The organism is Ochrobactrum sp. SSR, from assembly GCF_030067775.1.
Taxonomy (GTDB): domain Bacteria; phylum Pseudomonadota; class Alphaproteobacteria; order Rhizobiales; family Rhizobiaceae; genus Brucella; species Brucella teleogrylli.
The window spans coordinates 1,834,500-1,852,095 of the sequence record NZ_CP125969.1; the positions used below are offsets into that span (position 1 = coordinate 1,834,500).

A 17,596-nucleotide genomic window follows, 5' to 3' on the forward strand; every position below is an offset into this window, starting at 1 on the left:
CGAGGCCTTTTTCATTGTGGTGTCAGATACCCTCGACAATGACGATCTCACCATCCGCTACGGTCTGGCGAATAGCTTTCGCCGCCTGATATTCCGGCGAGTTGTAGCAATCGAGCGCGTGCTGCATGGTCTCGAACTCGATGATGACATTGCGCGCACGTCCTTGTCCTTCGACGGCTTCCACCTTGCCGCCGCGCGCAATGAAATTCGCGCCATAGCGTTCGAAGGCGGGTTTGGCTGTGGACACATAATCCTTGTAGCGTTCCGGGTCGCGAACATCCACGCGGGCGATCCAATAGGCTTTCGTCATGCTTTCCTCCTCGAAAACTATTTACGCAGCGGAGCGCATTTCTTCCAGAATGGCAAGGGCAGACGCTTTGCGATCCGCTGCGCCGACAATCGGTCGCGCCACGACAAGATGGCTGGCGCCGGCACGAAGCGCATCCGCTGGCGTCATGACACGCTTCTGATCACCCTTCTCCGCGCCTGCGGGACGAATGCCCGGCGTCACCACCGCCATATCCGGTCCGATGGCCTGACGAATGGCGGCAGCTTCGGCTGCGGAAGCGACGATACCACCCATGCCGGCGTCCAGCGCCTGACGCGCGCGCTTCAGGACCAGCGTTTCCGCATTGTCGGAATAGCCCGCTTCGCGCAGGTCGGCATCATCCATCGACGTCAGAACCGTCACGCCGAGCAAGCAGAGATCTGACCCTCTGGCGGCTTCGACGGCAGCGCGCATGGCTTTTGGATAGGCATGGAGCGTGAGCATCGAAACGCCCATCTTCGCAACATTCTCCACGCCCTTGGCGATGGTGTTGTCGATGTCGAGCAGCTTCATGTCGAGGAAGACTTTCTTCTTCGCCGCAATCAAGCTCTTCGCAAAATCGAGACCGCCCGCAAAAACCAGCTGATAGCCGATCTTGTAGAAGGACACGGCATCACCGAGTTCCTCAACGGCTTTTTCCGCTTCGGCGATAGTCGGCACGTCGAGGCCCACGATCAGCTGATCGCGCAATTCTGTCGTCGTCATGAAATTCTCCGCTGCAATTTTTGTTCTAATCGCACAACGGGGCGCGGTACGAAAGATACCGCGCCCCGAAATATGCAGATTGAACGGAGAATCAGCCGACCCGGCTGATCACGCTCTGACAGACGGCTGTGAGCATTTTGGCGCTGCGCTCATCCTTGAGGGTGCCATCCTCGTTGAATGCCACCGAGGCGCGACCGACCGAACATTGTTCGGTCACGACCTGCGTTCCAACCGCCATCAACACCGCGCGCAGGTGGTAGAGCCCGCGCATACCGGCGAACATGCCATCCGACGTCGAACACAGACCGACCGTCAGCCCGCTATAGGGCCGCAGCGGCTGGTCGCCATCCTTGGAAATCCGGCTGACCCAGTCGAGCGTGTTTTTCAGCAGCGGCGGGATCGATGCATTATATTCCGGCGAGCAGATCAGAAGCGCGTCGTGTTCGGCAAAGAGCCGACCGAGCTTCATGGCGTTTTCGGGAACGCCATGCTCCTTTTCCAGATTCTGGTCCATCAGGGGCAACGGATAATCAGCAAGCGTGATGCGGGTGACTTCCGCACCCTGCGCCCGCAATTCCTGTTCGGCGGCATCCGCCATATGACCCGAGAAAGCGCCGATACGGATCGAACCGGCGAAGACAAGAACACGTGCGGTCATGGACAACTCCGAGAATCAGCAAATACAATCACGGACAGTCAATCAGCCGAGCGGCCTGCGGTAAACCCACAGCTGTGCTGGAGGAACATTACGCATGACGAAATCATAGTGCTGAACCGTATAGTTTCCGCGACCGGCTGGAACCGGCGGCAGAGGTCCATAAGTGATCTGCATGAACGGACGGCCGCGGGGAATGCGCGTCAGCATATCTTCGATAAGCTGCACACGGCGCGCCATCGGGAAGTTGAGCAGCGGCACGGCAGAAATAATACTGTCGAACTGCTGGTCCTTCATGGTGCCGAGCGTGGTGTCGAGATCGAACGCATCGCCCTGGATGATGTTCACCTCGGGATAGGTCTTGTTCAGATGCTCGACGAAATCCTGCGAATATTCGATCGAATAAAGATCGGATGGCTTCACGCCATGCTTGAGGATCGCCTTGGTGATGACGCCGGTGCCCGGCCCAAGTTCGAGAACCGGCAGGCCGGAATGGATATCGATCACGCTTGCCATGCGCCGCGCGGTGATGGAGCTGGTCGGCAGAATGGCGCCTACCGCTTTCGGCCCGTCAATCCACCCTTTGAAAAAACGGATTTCCTCGTCGAATTTCGCGGCGAGTTTCCTGCCGAGTTGACCTGCCATTCCGCATGCTCCCATTGTCGTTATTGGACAAGCTTATGCCGCTTTCAATTCCTTAAGCAAGGCAGGAATAAGGAAAATATGAAAAAAGGGAGCCGTTTGGCTCCCCTTTTTTACTCACCTATTCCCTCGAAGAATTCCTTCATCCGCGAGAAGAACCCGGCTGATTTCGGGCTGTTCTCCTGCGAGGAGAGCTTTTCGAATTCCTCCAGTAATTCGCGCTGGCGCTTCGACAGGTTCTGCGGCGTCTCAATATCGATCTGGATATAGAGATCGCCCACCGCCTGCTGGCGCAGAACCGGCATGCCCTTGCCCTTGAGGCGGAACTGCTTGGCGTTCTGCGTGCCTTCGGGAACCTTCACGCGGGTCTGGGTGCCGTCCAGTGTCGAGACTTCGAACTGGCCGCCCAGCGCCGCCGTGGTCATCGAGATCGGCACCTTGCAATAAAGGTCGGAGCCGTCGCGCTGGAAGAACTCGTGCGGCTTGACCGAAAGGAAGATGTAGAGATCACCCGACGGACCGCCGCGCATTCCGGCTTCGCCTTCGCCTGCAAGGCGAATACGGGTGCCGTCCTCGATCCCGGCCGGGATATTGACCGAAAGCGAACGCTCCTGCGTCACGCGGCCCTGACCGTGGCACTTGCCGCAAGGATCCTTGATGACCTGACCGCGACCATTACAGGTCGGGCAGGTGCGTTCCACCGAGAAGAAGCCCTGCGCCGCGCGCACCCGGCCCGAGCCCGAGCACATGGTACAGGTGGTGGGCTGCGAACCCGCCTTGGCACCCGAACCGGAGCATTCATCACAGGTGATGGAGGTCGGCACGCGAATCTGCGCCGTCTTGCCGGCGAAAGCTTCTTCGAGCGTCACTTCCATATTATAGCGCAGATCGGCGCCGCGTTCGCGACCGTTGCTGGAACGGCGGCGACCGCCACCCATCATCTCGCCAAAAATATCTTCGAAAATATCGGCAAAACCGCCCGCGCCCGCAAAGCCATTGCCAAAACCGGCACCTGCGCCGCCATTTTCAAAGGCAGCATGGCCGAAACGGTCATAGGCTGCCCGCTTCTGCGGGTCCTTCAGCGTTTCGTAAGCTTCGCCGATTTCCTTGAACTTGCGTTCAGCTTCCGGATTATCCGGGTTGCGATCAGGATGGTACTGCATGGCGAGCTTGCGAAAAGCCGCTTTCAGCGTCTTGTCATCGCAGGACTTTTCTACGCCCAATGCTTCGTAATAATCGATCTTCATACGTCCGTTACCCCGGCGGCTGGACCGGACTCCCAACCGGAGCCTTCGTTATTATTCATCGTCTGCCGAATACCGAAACTGGCAAAAGCCCGGCATGGAGCCGGGCTTTCACTGTCAGCGGCAGATGATTACGACTTCTTCTTGTCGTCGTCGATTTCTTCATAGTCGGCGTCAACGACATCGTCCTTGGACGAAGCCTGCTCGCCGCCTTCGGCGTCCGCACCTTCAGAAGCCTGCGCTGCCTCATACATGGCCTGACCGAGCTTCATCGCCGTTTCAGCGAGCGTCTGGGTCTTGGCCTTGATGTCTTCGGCATCGTCACCTTCAAGCGAGGTCTTGAGCGCAGCGATCGCGCCTTCGATGGCCTGCTTGTCGTCTTCCGAGACCTTGTCGCCGTAATCCTTCAGCGACTTTTCCGTCGAGTGGATCAGGCTTTCGGCCTGGTTCTTGGCTTCAACGGCATCGCGGCGCTTCTTGTCGGCGTCGGCATTGGCCTCGGCGTCCTTGACCATCTTTTCGATGTCGGCATCCGACAGACCGCCCGAAGCCTGAATGCGGATCTGGTGCTCCTTGCCGGTGCCCTTATCCTTGGCCGATACGTTGACGATACCGTTGGCGTCGATGTCGAAGGTCACTTCGATCTGCGGCACGCCACGCGGTGCAGGCGGAATGCCCACGAGGTCGAACTGGCCGAGGATCTTGTTGTCGGCAGCCATTTCACGCTCGCCCTGGAAGACGCGGATCGTCACAGCCGACTGATTGTCTTCGGCAGTGGAGAAGGTCTGCGACTTCTTGGTCGGGATGGTCGTGTTGCGGTCGATCAGACGGGTGAACACGCCACCGAGCGTTTCGATGCCGAGCGACAGCGGGGTCACGTCGAGCAGCAGAACGTCCTTGACGTCGCCCTGCAGAACGCCGCCCTGAATGGCCGCGCCCATGGCGACGACTTCATCCGGGTTCACGCCCTTGTGCGGTTCCTTGCCGAAGAAGGCCTTCACGACTTCCTGGATCTTGGGCATGCGGGTCATGCCGCCGACCAGAACCACTTCGTCGATTTCACCAGCCTTGAGACCGGCATCCTTCAGAGCGGCCTTGCACGGCTCAATCGTGCGCTTGACGAGGTCTTCGACAAGGCTTTCGAACTTGGCGCGCGACAGCTTGATGGCCAGATGCTTCGGACCCGTTGCGTCAGCGGTGATGAACGGCAGGTTGATTTCGGTCTGCTGGGCAGCCGACAGTTCAATCTTGGCCTTTTCGGCAGCTTCCTTGAGGCGCTGCAGAGCAAGCTTGTCGTTCTTCAGATCGATGCCGCTTTCCTTCTTGAACTCGGTGATCATGTAGTCGACGATGTGCATGTCGAAGTCTTCACCGCCGAGGAACGTGTCACCGTTGGTGGACTTCACTTCGAACACGCCGTCACCGATCTCAAGCACCGACACGTCGAAGGTGCCGCCGCCAAGATCGTATACGGCAATAGTCTTGCCTTCGCTCTTGTCGAGACCATAGGCGAGCGCAGCAGCGGTCGGCTCGTTGATGATGCGCAGCACTTCCAGACCGGCAATCTTGCCAGCGTCCTTGGTGGCCTGACGCTGGGCGTCGTTGAAGTAAGCCGGAACCGTGATAACGGCCTGCGTGACGGTTTCGCCGAGGTAAGATTCAGCCGTTTCCTTCATTTTCTGAAGGATCATCGCGGAAACCTGCGATGGCGAATACTTCTTCCCGTGAACTTCTACCCAGGCATCGCCATTGTCGCCCTTGACGATCTTGTAAGGGACGAGATCCTTGTCCTTGGTGACCATCGGATCGTCGAAACGGCGACCGATCAGGCGCTTGACTGCAAACAGGGTGCCTTCCGGATTGGTGACGGCCTGACGTTTCGCAGGCTGACCAGCGAGACGTTCGTCACTATCGGTGAAAGCAATGATGGAAGGCGTCGTGCGGGCGCCTTCGGCATTCTCGATGACCTTCGCGCTCTTACCGTCCATAACGGCGACGCAGGAGTTGGTCGTTCCCAGATCGATACCAATAACTTTAGCCATATTTCTCTCCATTCAGCAAACCGCCAAGACCTCTACCGAGCGTTCCATGGGCGGCTCCTACGGTTTTTCACAATGCCCGCTTCAAGGTTGGGTTTCCGGAGGTTTTTTCAAGACCCCTCGGCCTGTCATCGAAGCCCTGTGCGAGGCGTATATAAGAAAGGCGCTTTTTCACTGCAAGTCAGAACAGCCGGACAGTCATAAATTCCTTCCCGGCTAATCTGACAGGTCTTTATCCGGACGATCCCTACAGGGAACCTATAGGTCTACGAAACCATTATTTTTGCCCGCCCGATAGATCGCGTCGATGACGCGCTGATTGGCCTTGGAATTCTCCAATGAAAACAAGGCTACATCCTCGCCCTGTACGACGCGCACAAAATTTTGCGCCTGCAACTGATAATGGTTTACGTCCGAAAACGACCATTCCGTCGCTTCCGTATGGCCTGCGTCGTTGAGCGTCACGCGGCTATGGCCATATTTGCCGGTGTTGAACGGCGCATGAACCTCGATGAAGCCCTTGTCGCCGTGGAAAACCATGAACTGACGCCCGGCAAGCTGCGTCGCTACATAGAAAGTCATGTCGAAGCCGTCGAATCGGGCCGCGACATTGGCATAGCGGTCAGTGCCGAAATTCGGGTCGATTTCGACGGAAGCCTGCACGGAGAGCGGCTCCTTGCCCGTGACCATGCGGGTTACGACCGTCGGATAAACGCCGATATCCGGCAACGCGCCGCCGCCGAGGTCGGGCTGATTGCGCATATTGCCGGGATCGACGTTGAAATAGCTGAAAGCGCCCTGAACATGGCGCAACGTGCCGATGGCGCCTTCGGCCAGCAATGCGCGCACCTTGATCCATTGCGGATGGTAATAGACCATGAAGGCCTCGGCGATTGTGACCTTGTGCTTGTCGCGTGCGGCGATGAGCTGGTCGATATCGTCGGCTTTCAGCGCTATCGGCTTTTCACACAGCACATGCTTGCCGGCTTCCGCCGCCTTGATCGTCCATTCGATATGCTGCGATGTCGGCAGCGGGATATAAACGCCGTCCACCTGATCGCTGGCCAGCAATTCCTCATAGGAGCCGAAGGCAAGCGGGGCACCGAAACGGTCGGCCACGGCGCGGGCACGCGCGTGATCGCGGCTCGCTATCGCATGGACCACGCCATTATCCGACGCGGCCAATGCGGGAATCACCTGCGTGACGCCGATTTTGGCGGTGGAAAGAATACCCCAACGGAACATGCCATTTCCTTTAGTTTCGCGGCTGAACACTATCATCGATTTCGTGACCGGTGGTAATCGATGACATGTTTGACCGAAAGACAAAAGGAAAAATCCCGTTACAGGCGTTCTTTCCAAAAAGGCGTAAATTCACATCCGCCGCAAGGCTGGCGGCGCAAGCGTCAACAGCCCGGCCAGTGTCATGGCGAAGCCAACCCACAGTGGCGCGTGGAGACCATATCCCGCTTCCATCGCCAGACCGCCGATCCATGGACCAAGGCCGAGGCCGATATTGATAACCGATGCGTGCATTGCATTCACCAATGCGCCGGGATGGGCAATGCGCATCACACGCGCCACGAAAGCCGGGTTCAAGGCAATGCCGGTCAGGCCGATCATCACGATGGCGAGGATTGCGGCAGGCTTGAGTTCGGCGAAAAGCGCGAAGATCAGCATGGCTGCAAGCATCACCACAAGACCTGCAAAGATCGTCATGATCGTGTGCCGATCGGCAAAGCGACCGGAAACATAGTTGCCGACGATGTTGGCCGCACCATAGACGGCGAGCAGGAACGGAACCTGCATGGCCGAAAATCCGGCCAATTCCACGGTGATCGGCGACAGATAGCTGTAAACCGCAAAAGACGAGCCGATGACCAGCGCGCTGGTGGCATAGGCCGCCCAGAGTTTTGGCTTGCGCATTTCCGCCAGCTCCGACCGCAGATCGGCCTGCGGTCCGTCACGGGTCGTTTCGATCTTCAGCGCGATGACCAGCGCACAAAGCAGAATCAGCACCACGATGCTCCAGAAGCTGGCGCGCCAGCCGAACGCATTGGTGATCGCCGTTGCAATCGGCACGCCCAGCACGGTGCAGAGCATCAATCCGGCAAAGACCAGCGAGGATGCCCGGCCGCGCAGTTCCGGCGCGACGAGTTGCGCCGTAATGGCGAGCATGAGGCCGAAACTGGTTGCGGCGGCCATGCCGGTCAGCACGCGGGCGGCCAGAAGCACCTGGAAATTGCTGGTGGAGGCGGCAACGCTCTGCGCGAGCGCATAGAAGATCAAAAGGCCGAGCAGTCCGCGCTTGTTCTCGATCTTCAGGGCCAGAAACAGCACCGTTACCAGCGGACCGCCGACCATCATGCCCAAGGCATAGAGCGAAATCAGATTGCCGATATCGGCAATGGAGCGGCCAAAAGCTTCCTGAAGCGAGGGCATCATGCCCGAAATCATCAGTTCGGAGGTCGTCAGCGCAAAAACGCCGAGACTGAGACAATAGACAACCAGCGGTATTGCCCGCGCCTCTTTACGGGACGCAACCGTCCCCTCCGCCGCAAGGGCAGAATCGCACGAATCGTTCATGGAGACGAATCCTATTTATGTAATAATGATTATATAATTCATATCGACTTGTTCGAGCGCGTCAAGAGAATTATATAAGACAGACTACAGAAAGGGAGGAAAAATGGTTTCGCGCGGTCGCCCGCGCAGTTTCGATCGCGATGCTGCGCTGGACAAGGTCATGAAAGTTTTCTGGGCCAAAGGCTATGAATGCGCCCAGATCAGCGATTTCACGGCAGCCATAGGCATTACGCCGCCGAGCTTCTATGCCGCTTTCGGCAATAAGGAGCTGGCTTTCCGCGAGGCCGTGGATTTTTACCGACGCACCATCGGCGCTGCCCCCTTCAGAGCTTTGGAAGTCGCCGCCACCATTCAGGACGGCATACGCCTCTGGCTTGAATTGAGCGCAGACAGCGCTTTTGCGTGTCCTGCTGGCGGCTGCATGATCAGCGTCAGCTCGATCCAGTGCAAACCGGAGAACGTCCCGGTCAAGGAATTCCTGACAGCCATTCGCCACACCAATCAGGACCTGCTTTCCAAGCGCCTGCAACGCGCCTTGCGCGAGGGCGACCTGCCGCCCGAAACCGACATCGCCCAGATGAGCGAATTCTACCACGCGATCCAGCAGAGCCTCTCCTATGAGGCGCGCGACGGCAGTTCGCGGGCCGCGGTGCAAAAGATCATCGACATGGCCATGCGCGCCATGCCCGCAAAAGTAAAAAGCCCGGCTTGAAGCCGGGCTTTTTACTTTTTGCTTATCCGCGCAGCACGCCGCCGGTCTGTTTGGCGACACTTGCCACAACCTGTTTCGACAATGCGTCCAGATCTTCGTCGGTCAGGGTGCGGTCCTGCGGCTGAAGCAGCACTTCAACCGCAATCGACTTCTTGCCTTCGCCAAGCGATGCACCGGTGAAGATATCGAACACCTGAACGCCGACGATCAGCTTCTTGTCGGCTGCCGAAACCGCCTTCACGACATTGCCCGCCTCGACGGTGGCATCGACCACGAAAGCATAGTCGCGTTTGAGGCTCTGGAACTGCGACAGGTTGAGCGCAGGCTTGGTGCGGGTCGCCTTTGCCTTCGGCTCAGGGATCGCATCGATATAGATTTCGAAGCCGCAGAGATTGCCCGACACGTCGAGGGCTTCCAGCGTGTCCGGATGGAACTCGCCGAAATAGCCAAGCACGACCTTGGGGCCGAGCTTCAGCGTGCCGGAACGGCCCGGATGGAACCATTCCGGTCCACCGGCTTCGATCTGGATGCGATCAACCGGCGCACCGGCAGCTTCCAGCGCCGCCAGCGCATCGGCCTTGGCGTCGAACACGCCAACGGTCGCCGCATTGCCCGACCAGAAGCGGCCAGCGCCTTCAACGCCCGCCGTTCCGCGACGGATACCACCGGCCACACGGCGCTGCTTCTCCGGCGTGTCGCCTTCATAGATGCCCGAAACCTCGAACAGAGCGATATCGCCAAAACCGCGATCCGCATTGCGCTGTGCCGCAGCCAAGAGGCCCGGCAGAAGCGACGGACGCATATCCGACATGTCGGCTGCAATCGGGTTGGCAAGCTTCAGCTCCGGCTGGCCGCCGCCAAATGCCTTGGCCTGCGCTTCGGAAATGAAGGAATAGGTCACCGCTTCCAGCATGCCGCGCGAAGCGAGCATACGGCGGGCATGACGCGTGCGAATCTGCAAGGTGGTCAGGATGCGGCCATTGACGGCGCCATGGTTTGGCAGCGGCTGCGGCTCGATCTGGTTGATGCCGTGAATACGCATGACTTCTTCAACGAGGTCGGCCTTGCCTTCCACGTCTCCACGCCATGTCGGCACCGTTGCCTTGATGACCTTGCCATCGCCTTCGACACCGAAGCCGAGACGCTTCAGGATATCGAGCGAAGCGTCGTAGGAAACCTCGATACCTGTCAGGCGCTTTACTTCCGTGACCGGGAAATCGATGACGCGCGCAGCTGGCGCCTTGTAACCGACAACGTCGAGAACCGTTGGTTGTCCGCCACACAGGTCCAGCACCAGCTGGGTCGCAATTTCCGCACCCGGAACCATCATTTCCGGATCGACGCCGCGCTCGAACCGATAGCGCGCATCGGTGACGATGCCGAGTTCGCGACCCGTGCGTGCAATCATGCGCGCATCCCAAAGCGCGGATTCGATCAGCACATCGACCGTGTTCTCGTCGCAACCGGAATGCTCGCCACCCATGATGCCCGCAATCGATCCGGGACCGTTTTCATCGGCAATGATGTAAATGCCGGGCTTCAGCTTGTACTCACGCTGGTCGAGCGCCAGAATGGTTTCGCCTTCACGCGCCGCACGCACCGTCAGATTGCCCTTGACCTTGGCCGCGTCGAAAACATGCAGCGGACGGCCCTGATCGAAGGTCACGTAATTGGTGATATCCACCAGCGCATTGATCGGGCGCAGGCCGATTGCCTTCAGACGCTGCTGCATCCATTTCGGGCTCGGGCCATTCTTCACGCCCTTGACCATGCGCAGCGCAAAGCCAAGGCAGAACGGGTTTTCCGCATCCTGATCGAGAACGATCTTCACCGGCGTTTCGCCTTCGCCCTTGGCGGCGGCTGGCAGCGTGTTCTTCAGCGTGCCGAGACCGGCGGCTGCCAGATCGCGGGCAATGCCGTGAATACCGGTGCAATCGGCGCGGTTCGGCGTGAGGCCGATTTCGATAATCGGATCGTCAAGGCCCATATAGGCCGCAAAGCTTGTGCCCACCGGTGCATTTTCTGGCAGATCGATAATGCCGTTATGCTCGTCGGACAGTTCCAGCTCACGCTCGGAGCACATCATGCCAAAACTTTCGACACCGCGAATCTTGCCGACCGACAGCGTGACATCGAGACCCGGCACATAGTCGCCCGGACGGCCCAGAACACCGACCAGACCGGCGCGGGCATTCGGCGCGCCGCAAACGACCTGTACCGGCTTGCCATCGCCCGTATCGACGGAGAGCACGCGCAGCTTGTCGGCATCGGGATGCTGGGTGGCGCTCACCACCTTGGCGATCTTGAAAGCCTTGAAGGCGGCGCGGTCATCGACCGATTCCACTTCAAGACCGATATCGGTCAGCTTCTCGACGATCTGGTCGAGCGTCGCATCGGTTTCAAGGTGATCCTTGAGCCAGGAAAGCGTGAATTTCATGATCGTGTTCTTTCCTAAAAATCAGCGTTTGAGCACTTCGACAACGCGAAAGCGCTCGCAAAGCAATTCCATATCTGGAGAGAAGCCGCCGTTGCGGCGAAAATAGGCTTCGTGGCCCTTTCGCCATTCTTCCAGCGGGCCTTCGCCCTCCTGTTCCGCAAATGCGGCATCAACCTCATCAAAGCGGCAGACCGTCAGTTCGACGGTTTCGACCACCGCAGCGGGTCGGCCAAGACCATCCAGAACCACATCGCGACGACCGATGACCGGCATCGGCTCGCCGTCTTCACCGAATGAGGCAAGCGCGGCGCAGGTCGCAGTCTTGCGACCTGCCAGAACCAGCGCAAGCAGCTCATCGGCGAGTTCCGGCGAATCGCCAAAGGCGAAAGTCACGGCATCGCGATAAGGTTCGGGCAATTGCGTCATGCGCTGAGGCCACCAAACAGCGTCGGCAGATCGAGCGGACGGAAACCGTAATGGTTGATCCAGCGCACATCGGCATCGAAGAAAGCGCGCAGATCCGGCATGCCGTATTTCAGCATGGCGATGCGGTCGATACCCATGCCCCAGGCAAAGCCCTGATAGACGTCCGGGTCATAACCCGAAGCGCGCAGCACATTCGGATGCACCATGCCGCAGCCCAGAATTTCGAGCCAGTCATTGCCCTCGCCGAACTTCACATGCGGGCCGGAGCGGTCGCACTGGATATCCACTTCGACAGATGGTTCCGTGAACGGGAAGAAGCTCGGACGCATGCGCATCGTCACCGACGGCACTTCGAAGAACGCCTTGCAGAACTCTTCCAGCACCCACTTCATGTTGGCGACATTGGCCGACTTGTCCACGACCAGACCTTCGACCTGATGGAACATCGGCGAATGGGTGGCGTCGGAATCCATGCGATAGGTTTTGCCCGGGATCACGATGCGGATCGGCTCGTCGCGGCCTTCCTTGTCACGGATCGCTGCAAACTTCTCCATCGTGTGCACCTGCACCGGCGATGTATGCGTGCGCAGAAGCTTGCGCTCGCCCTTTTCATCCGGATTGAAGAAGAACGTGTCGTGCATCTCGCGCGCCGGGTGCCCTTCCGGAAAATTCAGCGCGGTGAAATTGTAGTAATCAGTTTCGATATCCGGACCTTCGGCAATCGAGAAACCCATATCGGCGAAGATCGCCGTGATTTCGTCCACCACCTGCGAAATCGGATGAATGCGGCCGCGCGAGGCAGCGCTTTCACGAACCGGCAGCGTCACATCGACTTTTTCGCGTTCCAGACGGGCCGCAACCGCAGCCTTGCGCAGCGCAGACTTGCGCTCCGTCAGCGCATCGGTGACGCGGTTCTTCAGGCCGTTAATCGCCGGGCCCTGAAGCTGGCGTTCTTCCGGCGTCATGGTGCCGAGCAGTTTCAACTTCTCGGAAACCGTGCCCTTCTTGCCCAGTGCCGCGACGCGGACCGCTTCAATCGCCTGCTCATCGCTGGCGGCGGCGATTTCGCCCATGATCGTTTGTTCGAGTTGTTCAAGATCGCTCATTGTCTATATCCCTCTCGTGTCCAAGGGACACTCGACGCCTCTTGTTTACATCCCTGTCGTGCCTTTGGCACTCCACGCCTCTTGTCTATTTCCCTGCGCGCCTGCAACACCCACGCCTCTTGATCGGCGATATCGGCACCGGGCACCAGATAAGAAAGAAAAACCCGCGCCAGCCGAGCCAGCGCGGGTTCCCCAAATTCACAATGTCACTTGGGAAGGGCTGGCTTAGCGGACAGCGCCTTCAAAAGCGTTCGGCGTTTCGGTGTTCTTGAGGTACTCAAGAGCCTTCTTTGCCGATGCAACCAGCGCACCGAATGCATCCGGTTCGTGGATTGCGATATCGGACAGGACCTTGCGGTCGATTTCGATACCAGCCTTGGCCAGACCGTCGATGAAACGGCCATAGGTCAGGCCCTGCTCGCGGACAGCAGCATTGATGCGCTGGATCCAGAGCGCGCGGAACGTACGCTTGCGATTCTTACGGTCGCGGTAAGCATACTGCTTCGAACGGTCAACTGCAGCCTTGGCGGTGCGGATGGTGTTCTTGCGACGACCGCGGAAACCGGCAGCCTGATCGAGAACTTTTTTGTGCTTGGCGTGTGAGGTAACGCCGCGTTTTACGCGTGCCATATCATGATCTCCTTAAAGGACAGCGGCTTAGAGGCCGTTAGGCAGGAACTGTTTTACGATCTTCGCATCTGCTTCCGAGAGCACCATGGTGCCGCGTGCATCGCGAATGAACTTGTTCGAGCGCTTGATCATGCCATGGCGCTTGCCTGCAGCCGCAGCTACAACTTTGCCAGTGCCGGTGATTTTGAACCGCTTCTTCGCGGCCGATTTGGTCTTCATCTTGGGCATTTTGCTACTCCTTAATTGCGATCCCCGTCGTGCCTGCGGCACTCCACGCCTCTTGTTATGGAAGGCGTTCGTGCCTGAAACCGACCGAAATCTGTTTTTACTTTCAGGCAGACCAAGCCTGAAAAGCATACGAAACCGCCACGGCATGCCCTGCCGGGCGGTTCGAACGCGGCCTTATAGGCTTAAAGCCCATAAAACGCAATGGCTGAATCAACCGAAATTGATCAATAAAGCCGCAACAAAACCGACAAGACATGGATGTCCTGCAGGTACTCGATAAATTCGAAGAACGGATAGGCTACGAAGAATACCAGCCCATCTATGAAAGTACGATAGAGCCGGTCCGGCTTCACCGTGACCGTCGCGTCGTCGCTATAGATCGAAAACTTCGGGAAGAAGCGTGGAACCTCACGGCAATAAGCGCGGTAAGGCTCGCCGAAATTCTGCTCCAGAAATTTTTCTTCTGTGCGGATGACGATGGAAAAGGCGATATAGCAAAGCACGCCGAAGCCGGCTGCCACGATGATACTGCCCGTCTGCGCGCCGATGCCCATCGCACCGATGGTGCTGAACACATAAAGCGGGTTGCGCGTGATCGAATAAGGACCGCTGCGCACGATTTCCGCGCTCTTGCGCCCGCCGATATAAAGCGTGCACCACAGGCGCCCGAGAATCGCGGCGACGATGAAGCTGATGCCGATCGCCTCAATATATTCATGCGCGTGCCCGACCCAGGCCGAGCGCACGAAAAGCAGCGCGATCACCAGCAGCGCAATCACAACGCCAATCGCCAGACGGCGACGTTGCTGATATCTTCCCAATTCACCTATCGTCTTCATAATTGTTCCACGATTGCCACATTGGTTGCCGCCCATCCGATTGCGGGCAAATTTCCGGCAAAGAAAAACCGCCCGAAGGCGGCTTTTCCAAGACAATTCTGAAAAATCAGCGCGGTGCAAGCACCATCATCATCTGACGGCCTTCGAGCTTCGGCTCGGACTCGACCTTCGCGATTTCGACAGTGTCTTCTTTTACACGCTGCAGAAGCTTCATACCGAGCTCCTGGTGCGCCATTTCACGGCCACGGAAACGCAAGGTAACCTTTACCTTGTCGCCTTCCTCAAAGAAACGCACGGCAGCCTTCATCTTCACCTCATAATCATGAGTGTCGATGTTCGGTCGCATCTTGATTTCCTTGATTTCAACCGTTTTCTGCTTCTTGCGTGCCTCGGCGGCCTTTTTCTGGTTCTGATACTTCAGCTTACCAAGGTCTACGATCTTGCAAACCGGAGGCTCTGCGTTCGGCACGATCTCAACGAGATCGAGGCCCGCTTCCTCTGCCATAGCAATCGCTTCCTGAATGGAAACATCACCATGGTTCTGGCCTTCGGCATCGATAAGCTGGACCCGGGGAACCCGGATGTCACGGTTGGAGCGCGGTCCGTCTTTCTGGACCGGCGTCGCTCTGAACGGTCGGCGAATGGTCGTTATCTCCTGATTGTTAACGTTCATACGGCAAGAACTTTTGTCGCTCACACGACATATCCCCGATCAAACCGCAGTTGATCGCGGAAATGTCGTCAAGCAAGCGGCGAAGTCAATAGCATCTTTGACAGGAAAAATCACCCCCACTTGATAAAGAGCTAAATCGGGGGCTGAAAGCGACATATCGGTCACATTTCCTGCAATTTCAAGGGCTGCCAAGCGGTTGGGCTGATCGCGCGGGTTTCCTCGCCAGACAAGACATGGCAAAAGTCATCCCAACAATCAGGAGACTCAGATGAGCAGTGCGGGGCCAGAACTGGAGCCAGAATTTCTTGACGTGGACGGCGCGAAGATTGCCGTTCGCCACAGAGAGGGTAAAAATCGGCCCGGTGTCGTCTGGTTAGGTGGCTATCGTTCCGACATGCGCGGCACCAAGGCCCTCGTTCTCGATGAATGGGCCGAAAAGACCGGCCATAGCGCGCTGCGGCTCGACTATTCCGGTCACGGCGAATCCGGCGGCGATTTCAATCAGGGCACGATTTCGCGCTGGCTCAACGAAAGCCTTGCCGTCTATCGCCATTATGCCAAAGGCCCGCAAATTCTCGTCGGCTCGTCCATGGGCGGCTGGATTGCGCTGCGAATGGCGCAGGAATTGAAGAAGGAAGGCAAGGAGCCCGCCGGCATCGTGTTGATTGCGCCCGCCCCCGACTTCACGGCGGTGCTTGTCGAGCCAACCCTTTCTGACGCCCAAAAGCGCGACTTGCAGGAAAAGGGTTATTTCGAAGAGCCTTCCGACTATTCGCCCAATCCGTACGTCTACACACGTGCGCTTCTCGAAGACGGCCGCCAGAACCTCGTACTCAAGGGCATTATCGAAACCGGATGCCCGGTCCATATTCTGCAAGGCATGCAGGACCCGGACGTGCCGTACAAGCACGCGCTGACGCTGGTGGAGCATCTGCCGGTCGATGATGTGACGCTGACGCTTGTACGCGACGGCGACCACCGGCTGTCACGCCCGCAGGATCTCGATCTTCTCATCCGCACGGTCTCCGGTTTGGCCGAACGTGTGACCACAACAGCATAACGGGGCATCATCATGCGCTTTTCGGTCATCGCGTCATCGGCGGTTGCGGCCATTGTCGGCTTCGGCGGCACGCTGGCGCTGATCATCGCCGCCGCACAGGTTCTGGGCGCCACACAGGCCGAAACGGCGAGCTGGGTCACGGCCATTTGTCTTTCCATCGCCGCCACCTCAGCCTGGCTCAGCACGCGCTATCGCATGCCGATCATCGCGGCATGGTCGACGCCCGGACTGGCGTTGATCGGCGCAAGCGCCGGTTTCACCATGGCGGAAGCCGTCGGCGCCTTCATCGTGACGGCGATTGCGCTGATCGCGACCGGACTGATCCGCCAGCTTTCGGTGCTGGTCTCGCGCATACCGGCCTCCGTCGCCTCGGGCATGCTTGCGGGCGTACTGCTCAGCTTCGTCATCGCCGCCGCCAAGACTGTTCCCTTCGATCCCGTTTTCGTGCTGCCGCTGGTAGCGCTGTTCTTCCTGATCCGCCTCTTCAACCCGTCGCTGGCAGTCATCGCCGTTCTGGTGGTTGGCATGATCTTCGCGCTTGTTTCAGGCCGCTCGCCGACCCTGCCCGCACCGGAAATCTCGACGCTCACCCTCGTCTGGCCGGAATTTCATTTGGGCGCGATGATCGGCCTCGCCTTGCCGCTCTATCTCGTCACCATGGCGTCGCAGAACCTGCCCGGTTTTGCGGTGCTGCGCGCATCCGGCTATGAACCGCCGACCAGCGCCTGCCTGCGCGTGACGGGTCTGTTTTCCATACTGTCGGCACCGTTCGGTGCATCCACCACCAATCTGGCGGCGATTTCGGCAGCACTTTGCACCAATCCCGATGCCCATCCCGATCCCACCAAGCGCTGGCTGACCGGGCCGGTCTATGCGGCAATCTATGTTGTGTTCGCTTTGTTCGGCGCATCGCTGGTTGCGATCTTCGCCGTGCTGCCGACAACGCTGATCGCGCTGGTCGCCGGTCTTGCCCTGACCGGCCCGTTCATCAACGCCATGTCGCTTGCCTTGAAGGACGAACCGGAGCGCCTTGCCGCCACGATCACTTTCGCTGTGACGGCCTCCGGCATGGCATTCTTCGGGGTCGGTTCGGCCTTCTGGGCCCTGATAGCCGGGCTTGCCGTTACTTTTCTCGAACATTTTCGGAAAAAAATTTCGAGATAATCACATTGGTTAGCTCTGACTCCCTCTGAATCGCACTGGAATCGGATTGCGACATGCTTGAAATGCCGCAATCCCCTCACCAATTCGAAATCAAGCCGCCAAACACGAAATGTCCGCATAAT

At 58.4% G+C, this 17,596-nt stretch carries 19 protein-coding genes; 4 read left to right on the forward strand and 15 right to left on the reverse strand.

Features of this window, described 5'->3' with window-relative positions:
• Positions 1 to 22 precede the first annotated feature (22 nt).
• The 8 genes from QLQ11_RS08630 to QLQ11_RS08665 all read right to left on the reverse strand — a co-directional run bounded on the left by QLQ11_RS08630 (position 23) and on the right by QLQ11_RS08665 (position 8,199).
• Positions 23 to 310 carry a DUF1330 domain-containing protein gene (locus QLQ11_RS08630; protein WP_283735981.1) on the reverse strand — a complete coding sequence of 96 codons (288 nt, stop codon included), beginning with the start codon at positions 308 to 310 and terminating at the stop codon, positions 23 to 25.
• 21 nt (positions 311 to 331) lie between these two features.
• Entirely contained in the window at positions 332 to 1,033 is a 702-nt protein-coding gene (pyrF, locus tag QLQ11_RS08635; protein ID WP_109370074.1) for an orotidine-5'-phosphate decarboxylase, read from the reverse strand.
• Positions 1,034 to 1,124: 91 nt separating this feature from the next.
• Positions 1,125 to 1,691: an NADPH-dependent FMN reductase gene (locus QLQ11_RS08640; protein ID WP_109370073.1), complete on the reverse strand. Its 567-nt coding sequence runs from the start codon at positions 1,689 to 1,691 to the stop codon at positions 1,125 to 1,127.
• Positions 1,692 to 1,733: 42 nt separating this feature from the next.
• A complete protein-coding gene (pmtA, locus tag QLQ11_RS08645; RefSeq protein ID WP_109370072.1) occupies positions 1,734 to 2,333 on the reverse strand; it encodes a phospholipid N-methyltransferase PmtA in 600 nt (199 codons plus the stop codon).
• 110 nt (positions 2,334 to 2,443) lie between these two features.
• Positions 2,444 to 3,577, reverse strand: coding sequence for a molecular chaperone DnaJ (gene dnaJ, locus QLQ11_RS08650; protein WP_109370071.1), 1,134 nt, complete (start codon positions 3,575 to 3,577; stop codon positions 2,444 to 2,446).
• Positions 3,578 to 3,705: 128 nt separating this feature from the next.
• Complete coding sequence (dnaK, locus tag QLQ11_RS08655; RefSeq protein ID WP_109370070.1) at positions 3,706 to 5,616, reverse strand: molecular chaperone DnaK; 1,911 nt, start codon at positions 5,614 to 5,616, stop codon at positions 3,706 to 3,708.
• A gap of 255 nt (positions 5,617 to 5,871) precedes the next feature.
• Positions 5,872 to 6,858, reverse strand: a complete 987-nt coding sequence (locus QLQ11_RS08660) for a Gfo/Idh/MocA family protein (protein ID WP_109370069.1) — start codon at positions 6,856 to 6,858, stop codon at positions 5,872 to 5,874.
• A 129-nt stretch (positions 6,859 to 6,987) separates the two neighbouring features.
• Positions 6,988 to 8,199 carry an MFS transporter gene (locus QLQ11_RS08665; protein WP_109370068.1) on the reverse strand — a complete coding sequence of 404 codons (1,212 nt, stop codon included), beginning with the start codon at positions 8,197 to 8,199 and terminating at the stop codon, positions 6,988 to 6,990.
• Between the two features lie 103 nt (positions 8,200 to 8,302).
• Between QLQ11_RS08665 and QLQ11_RS08670 the strand changes: the two genes are divergently transcribed.
• Positions 8,303 to 8,911: a TetR/AcrR family transcriptional regulator gene (locus tag QLQ11_RS08670; protein WP_109370067.1), complete on the forward strand. Its 609-nt coding sequence runs from the start codon at positions 8,303 to 8,305 to the stop codon at positions 8,909 to 8,911.
• A gap of 22 nt (positions 8,912 to 8,933) precedes the next feature.
• Here the strand turns inward: QLQ11_RS08670 and pheT are convergent, their stop codons facing one another.
• From pheT to infC, 7 genes are all read right to left on the reverse strand, one after another.
• A complete protein-coding gene (gene pheT, locus QLQ11_RS08675; RefSeq protein WP_371835860.1) occupies positions 8,934 to 11,348 on the reverse strand; it encodes a phenylalanine--tRNA ligase subunit beta in 2,415 nt (804 codons plus the stop codon).
• 21 nt (positions 11,349 to 11,369) lie between these two features.
• On the reverse strand, positions 11,370 to 11,774 hold the full coding sequence (locus QLQ11_RS08680) for an ASCH domain-containing protein (RefSeq protein WP_109370065.1): 405 nt from the start codon (positions 11,772 to 11,774) through the stop codon (positions 11,370 to 11,372).
• Positions 11,771 to 12,880 carry a phenylalanine--tRNA ligase subunit alpha gene (pheS, locus tag QLQ11_RS08685; RefSeq protein ID WP_109370064.1) on the reverse strand — a complete coding sequence of 370 codons (1,110 nt, stop codon included), beginning with the start codon at positions 12,878 to 12,880 and terminating at the stop codon, positions 11,771 to 11,773. Before pheS ends, QLQ11_RS08680 begins: the two co-directional genes overlap by 4 nt.
• Before the next feature lie 225 nt (positions 12,881 to 13,105).
• Positions 13,106 to 13,510 (reverse strand): 50S ribosomal protein L20, encoded by a 405-nt coding sequence (gene rplT, locus QLQ11_RS08690; RefSeq protein ID WP_105543029.1) that lies wholly within the window; start codon positions 13,508 to 13,510, stop codon positions 13,106 to 13,108.
• A 27-nt stretch (positions 13,511 to 13,537) separates the two neighbouring features.
• On the reverse strand, positions 13,538 to 13,738 hold the full coding sequence (gene rpmI / locus QLQ11_RS08695) for a 50S ribosomal protein L35 (protein WP_024898386.1): 201 nt from the start codon (positions 13,736 to 13,738) through the stop codon (positions 13,538 to 13,540).
• A gap of 224 nt (positions 13,739 to 13,962) precedes the next feature.
• Positions 13,963 to 14,577 carry an isoprenylcysteine carboxylmethyltransferase family protein gene (locus QLQ11_RS08700; RefSeq protein ID WP_109370063.1) on the reverse strand — a complete coding sequence of 205 codons (615 nt, stop codon included), beginning with the start codon at positions 14,575 to 14,577 and terminating at the stop codon, positions 13,963 to 13,965.
• A gap of 106 nt (positions 14,578 to 14,683) precedes the next feature.
• A complete protein-coding gene (gene infC, locus QLQ11_RS08705) occupies positions 14,684 to 15,160 on the reverse strand; it encodes a translation initiation factor IF-3 (RefSeq protein ID WP_319080801.1) in 477 nt (158 codons plus the stop codon).
• On the opposite strand from infC, the gene QLQ11_RS08710 reads away from it, so the two are divergent.
• From QLQ11_RS08710 to QLQ11_RS08720, 3 genes are all read left to right on the forward strand, one after another.
• Positions 15,113 to 15,304, forward strand: a complete 192-nt coding sequence (locus QLQ11_RS08710) for a hypothetical protein (RefSeq protein WP_319080802.1) — start codon at positions 15,113 to 15,115, stop codon at positions 15,302 to 15,304. The two genes, infC and QLQ11_RS08710, sit on opposite strands and share 48 nt — an antisense overlap.
• A gap of 214 nt (positions 15,305 to 15,518) precedes the next feature.
• Entirely contained in the window at positions 15,519 to 16,310 is a 792-nt protein-coding gene (locus QLQ11_RS08715) for a carboxylesterase (protein ID WP_109370062.1), read from the forward strand.
• A gap of 12 nt (positions 16,311 to 16,322) precedes the next feature.
• Positions 16,323 to 17,474 carry a benzoate/H(+) symporter BenE family transporter gene (locus QLQ11_RS08720; protein WP_109370061.1) on the forward strand — a complete coding sequence of 384 codons (1,152 nt, stop codon included), beginning with the start codon at positions 16,323 to 16,325 and terminating at the stop codon, positions 17,472 to 17,474.
• Positions 17,475 to 17,596: the final 122 nt, after the last annotated feature.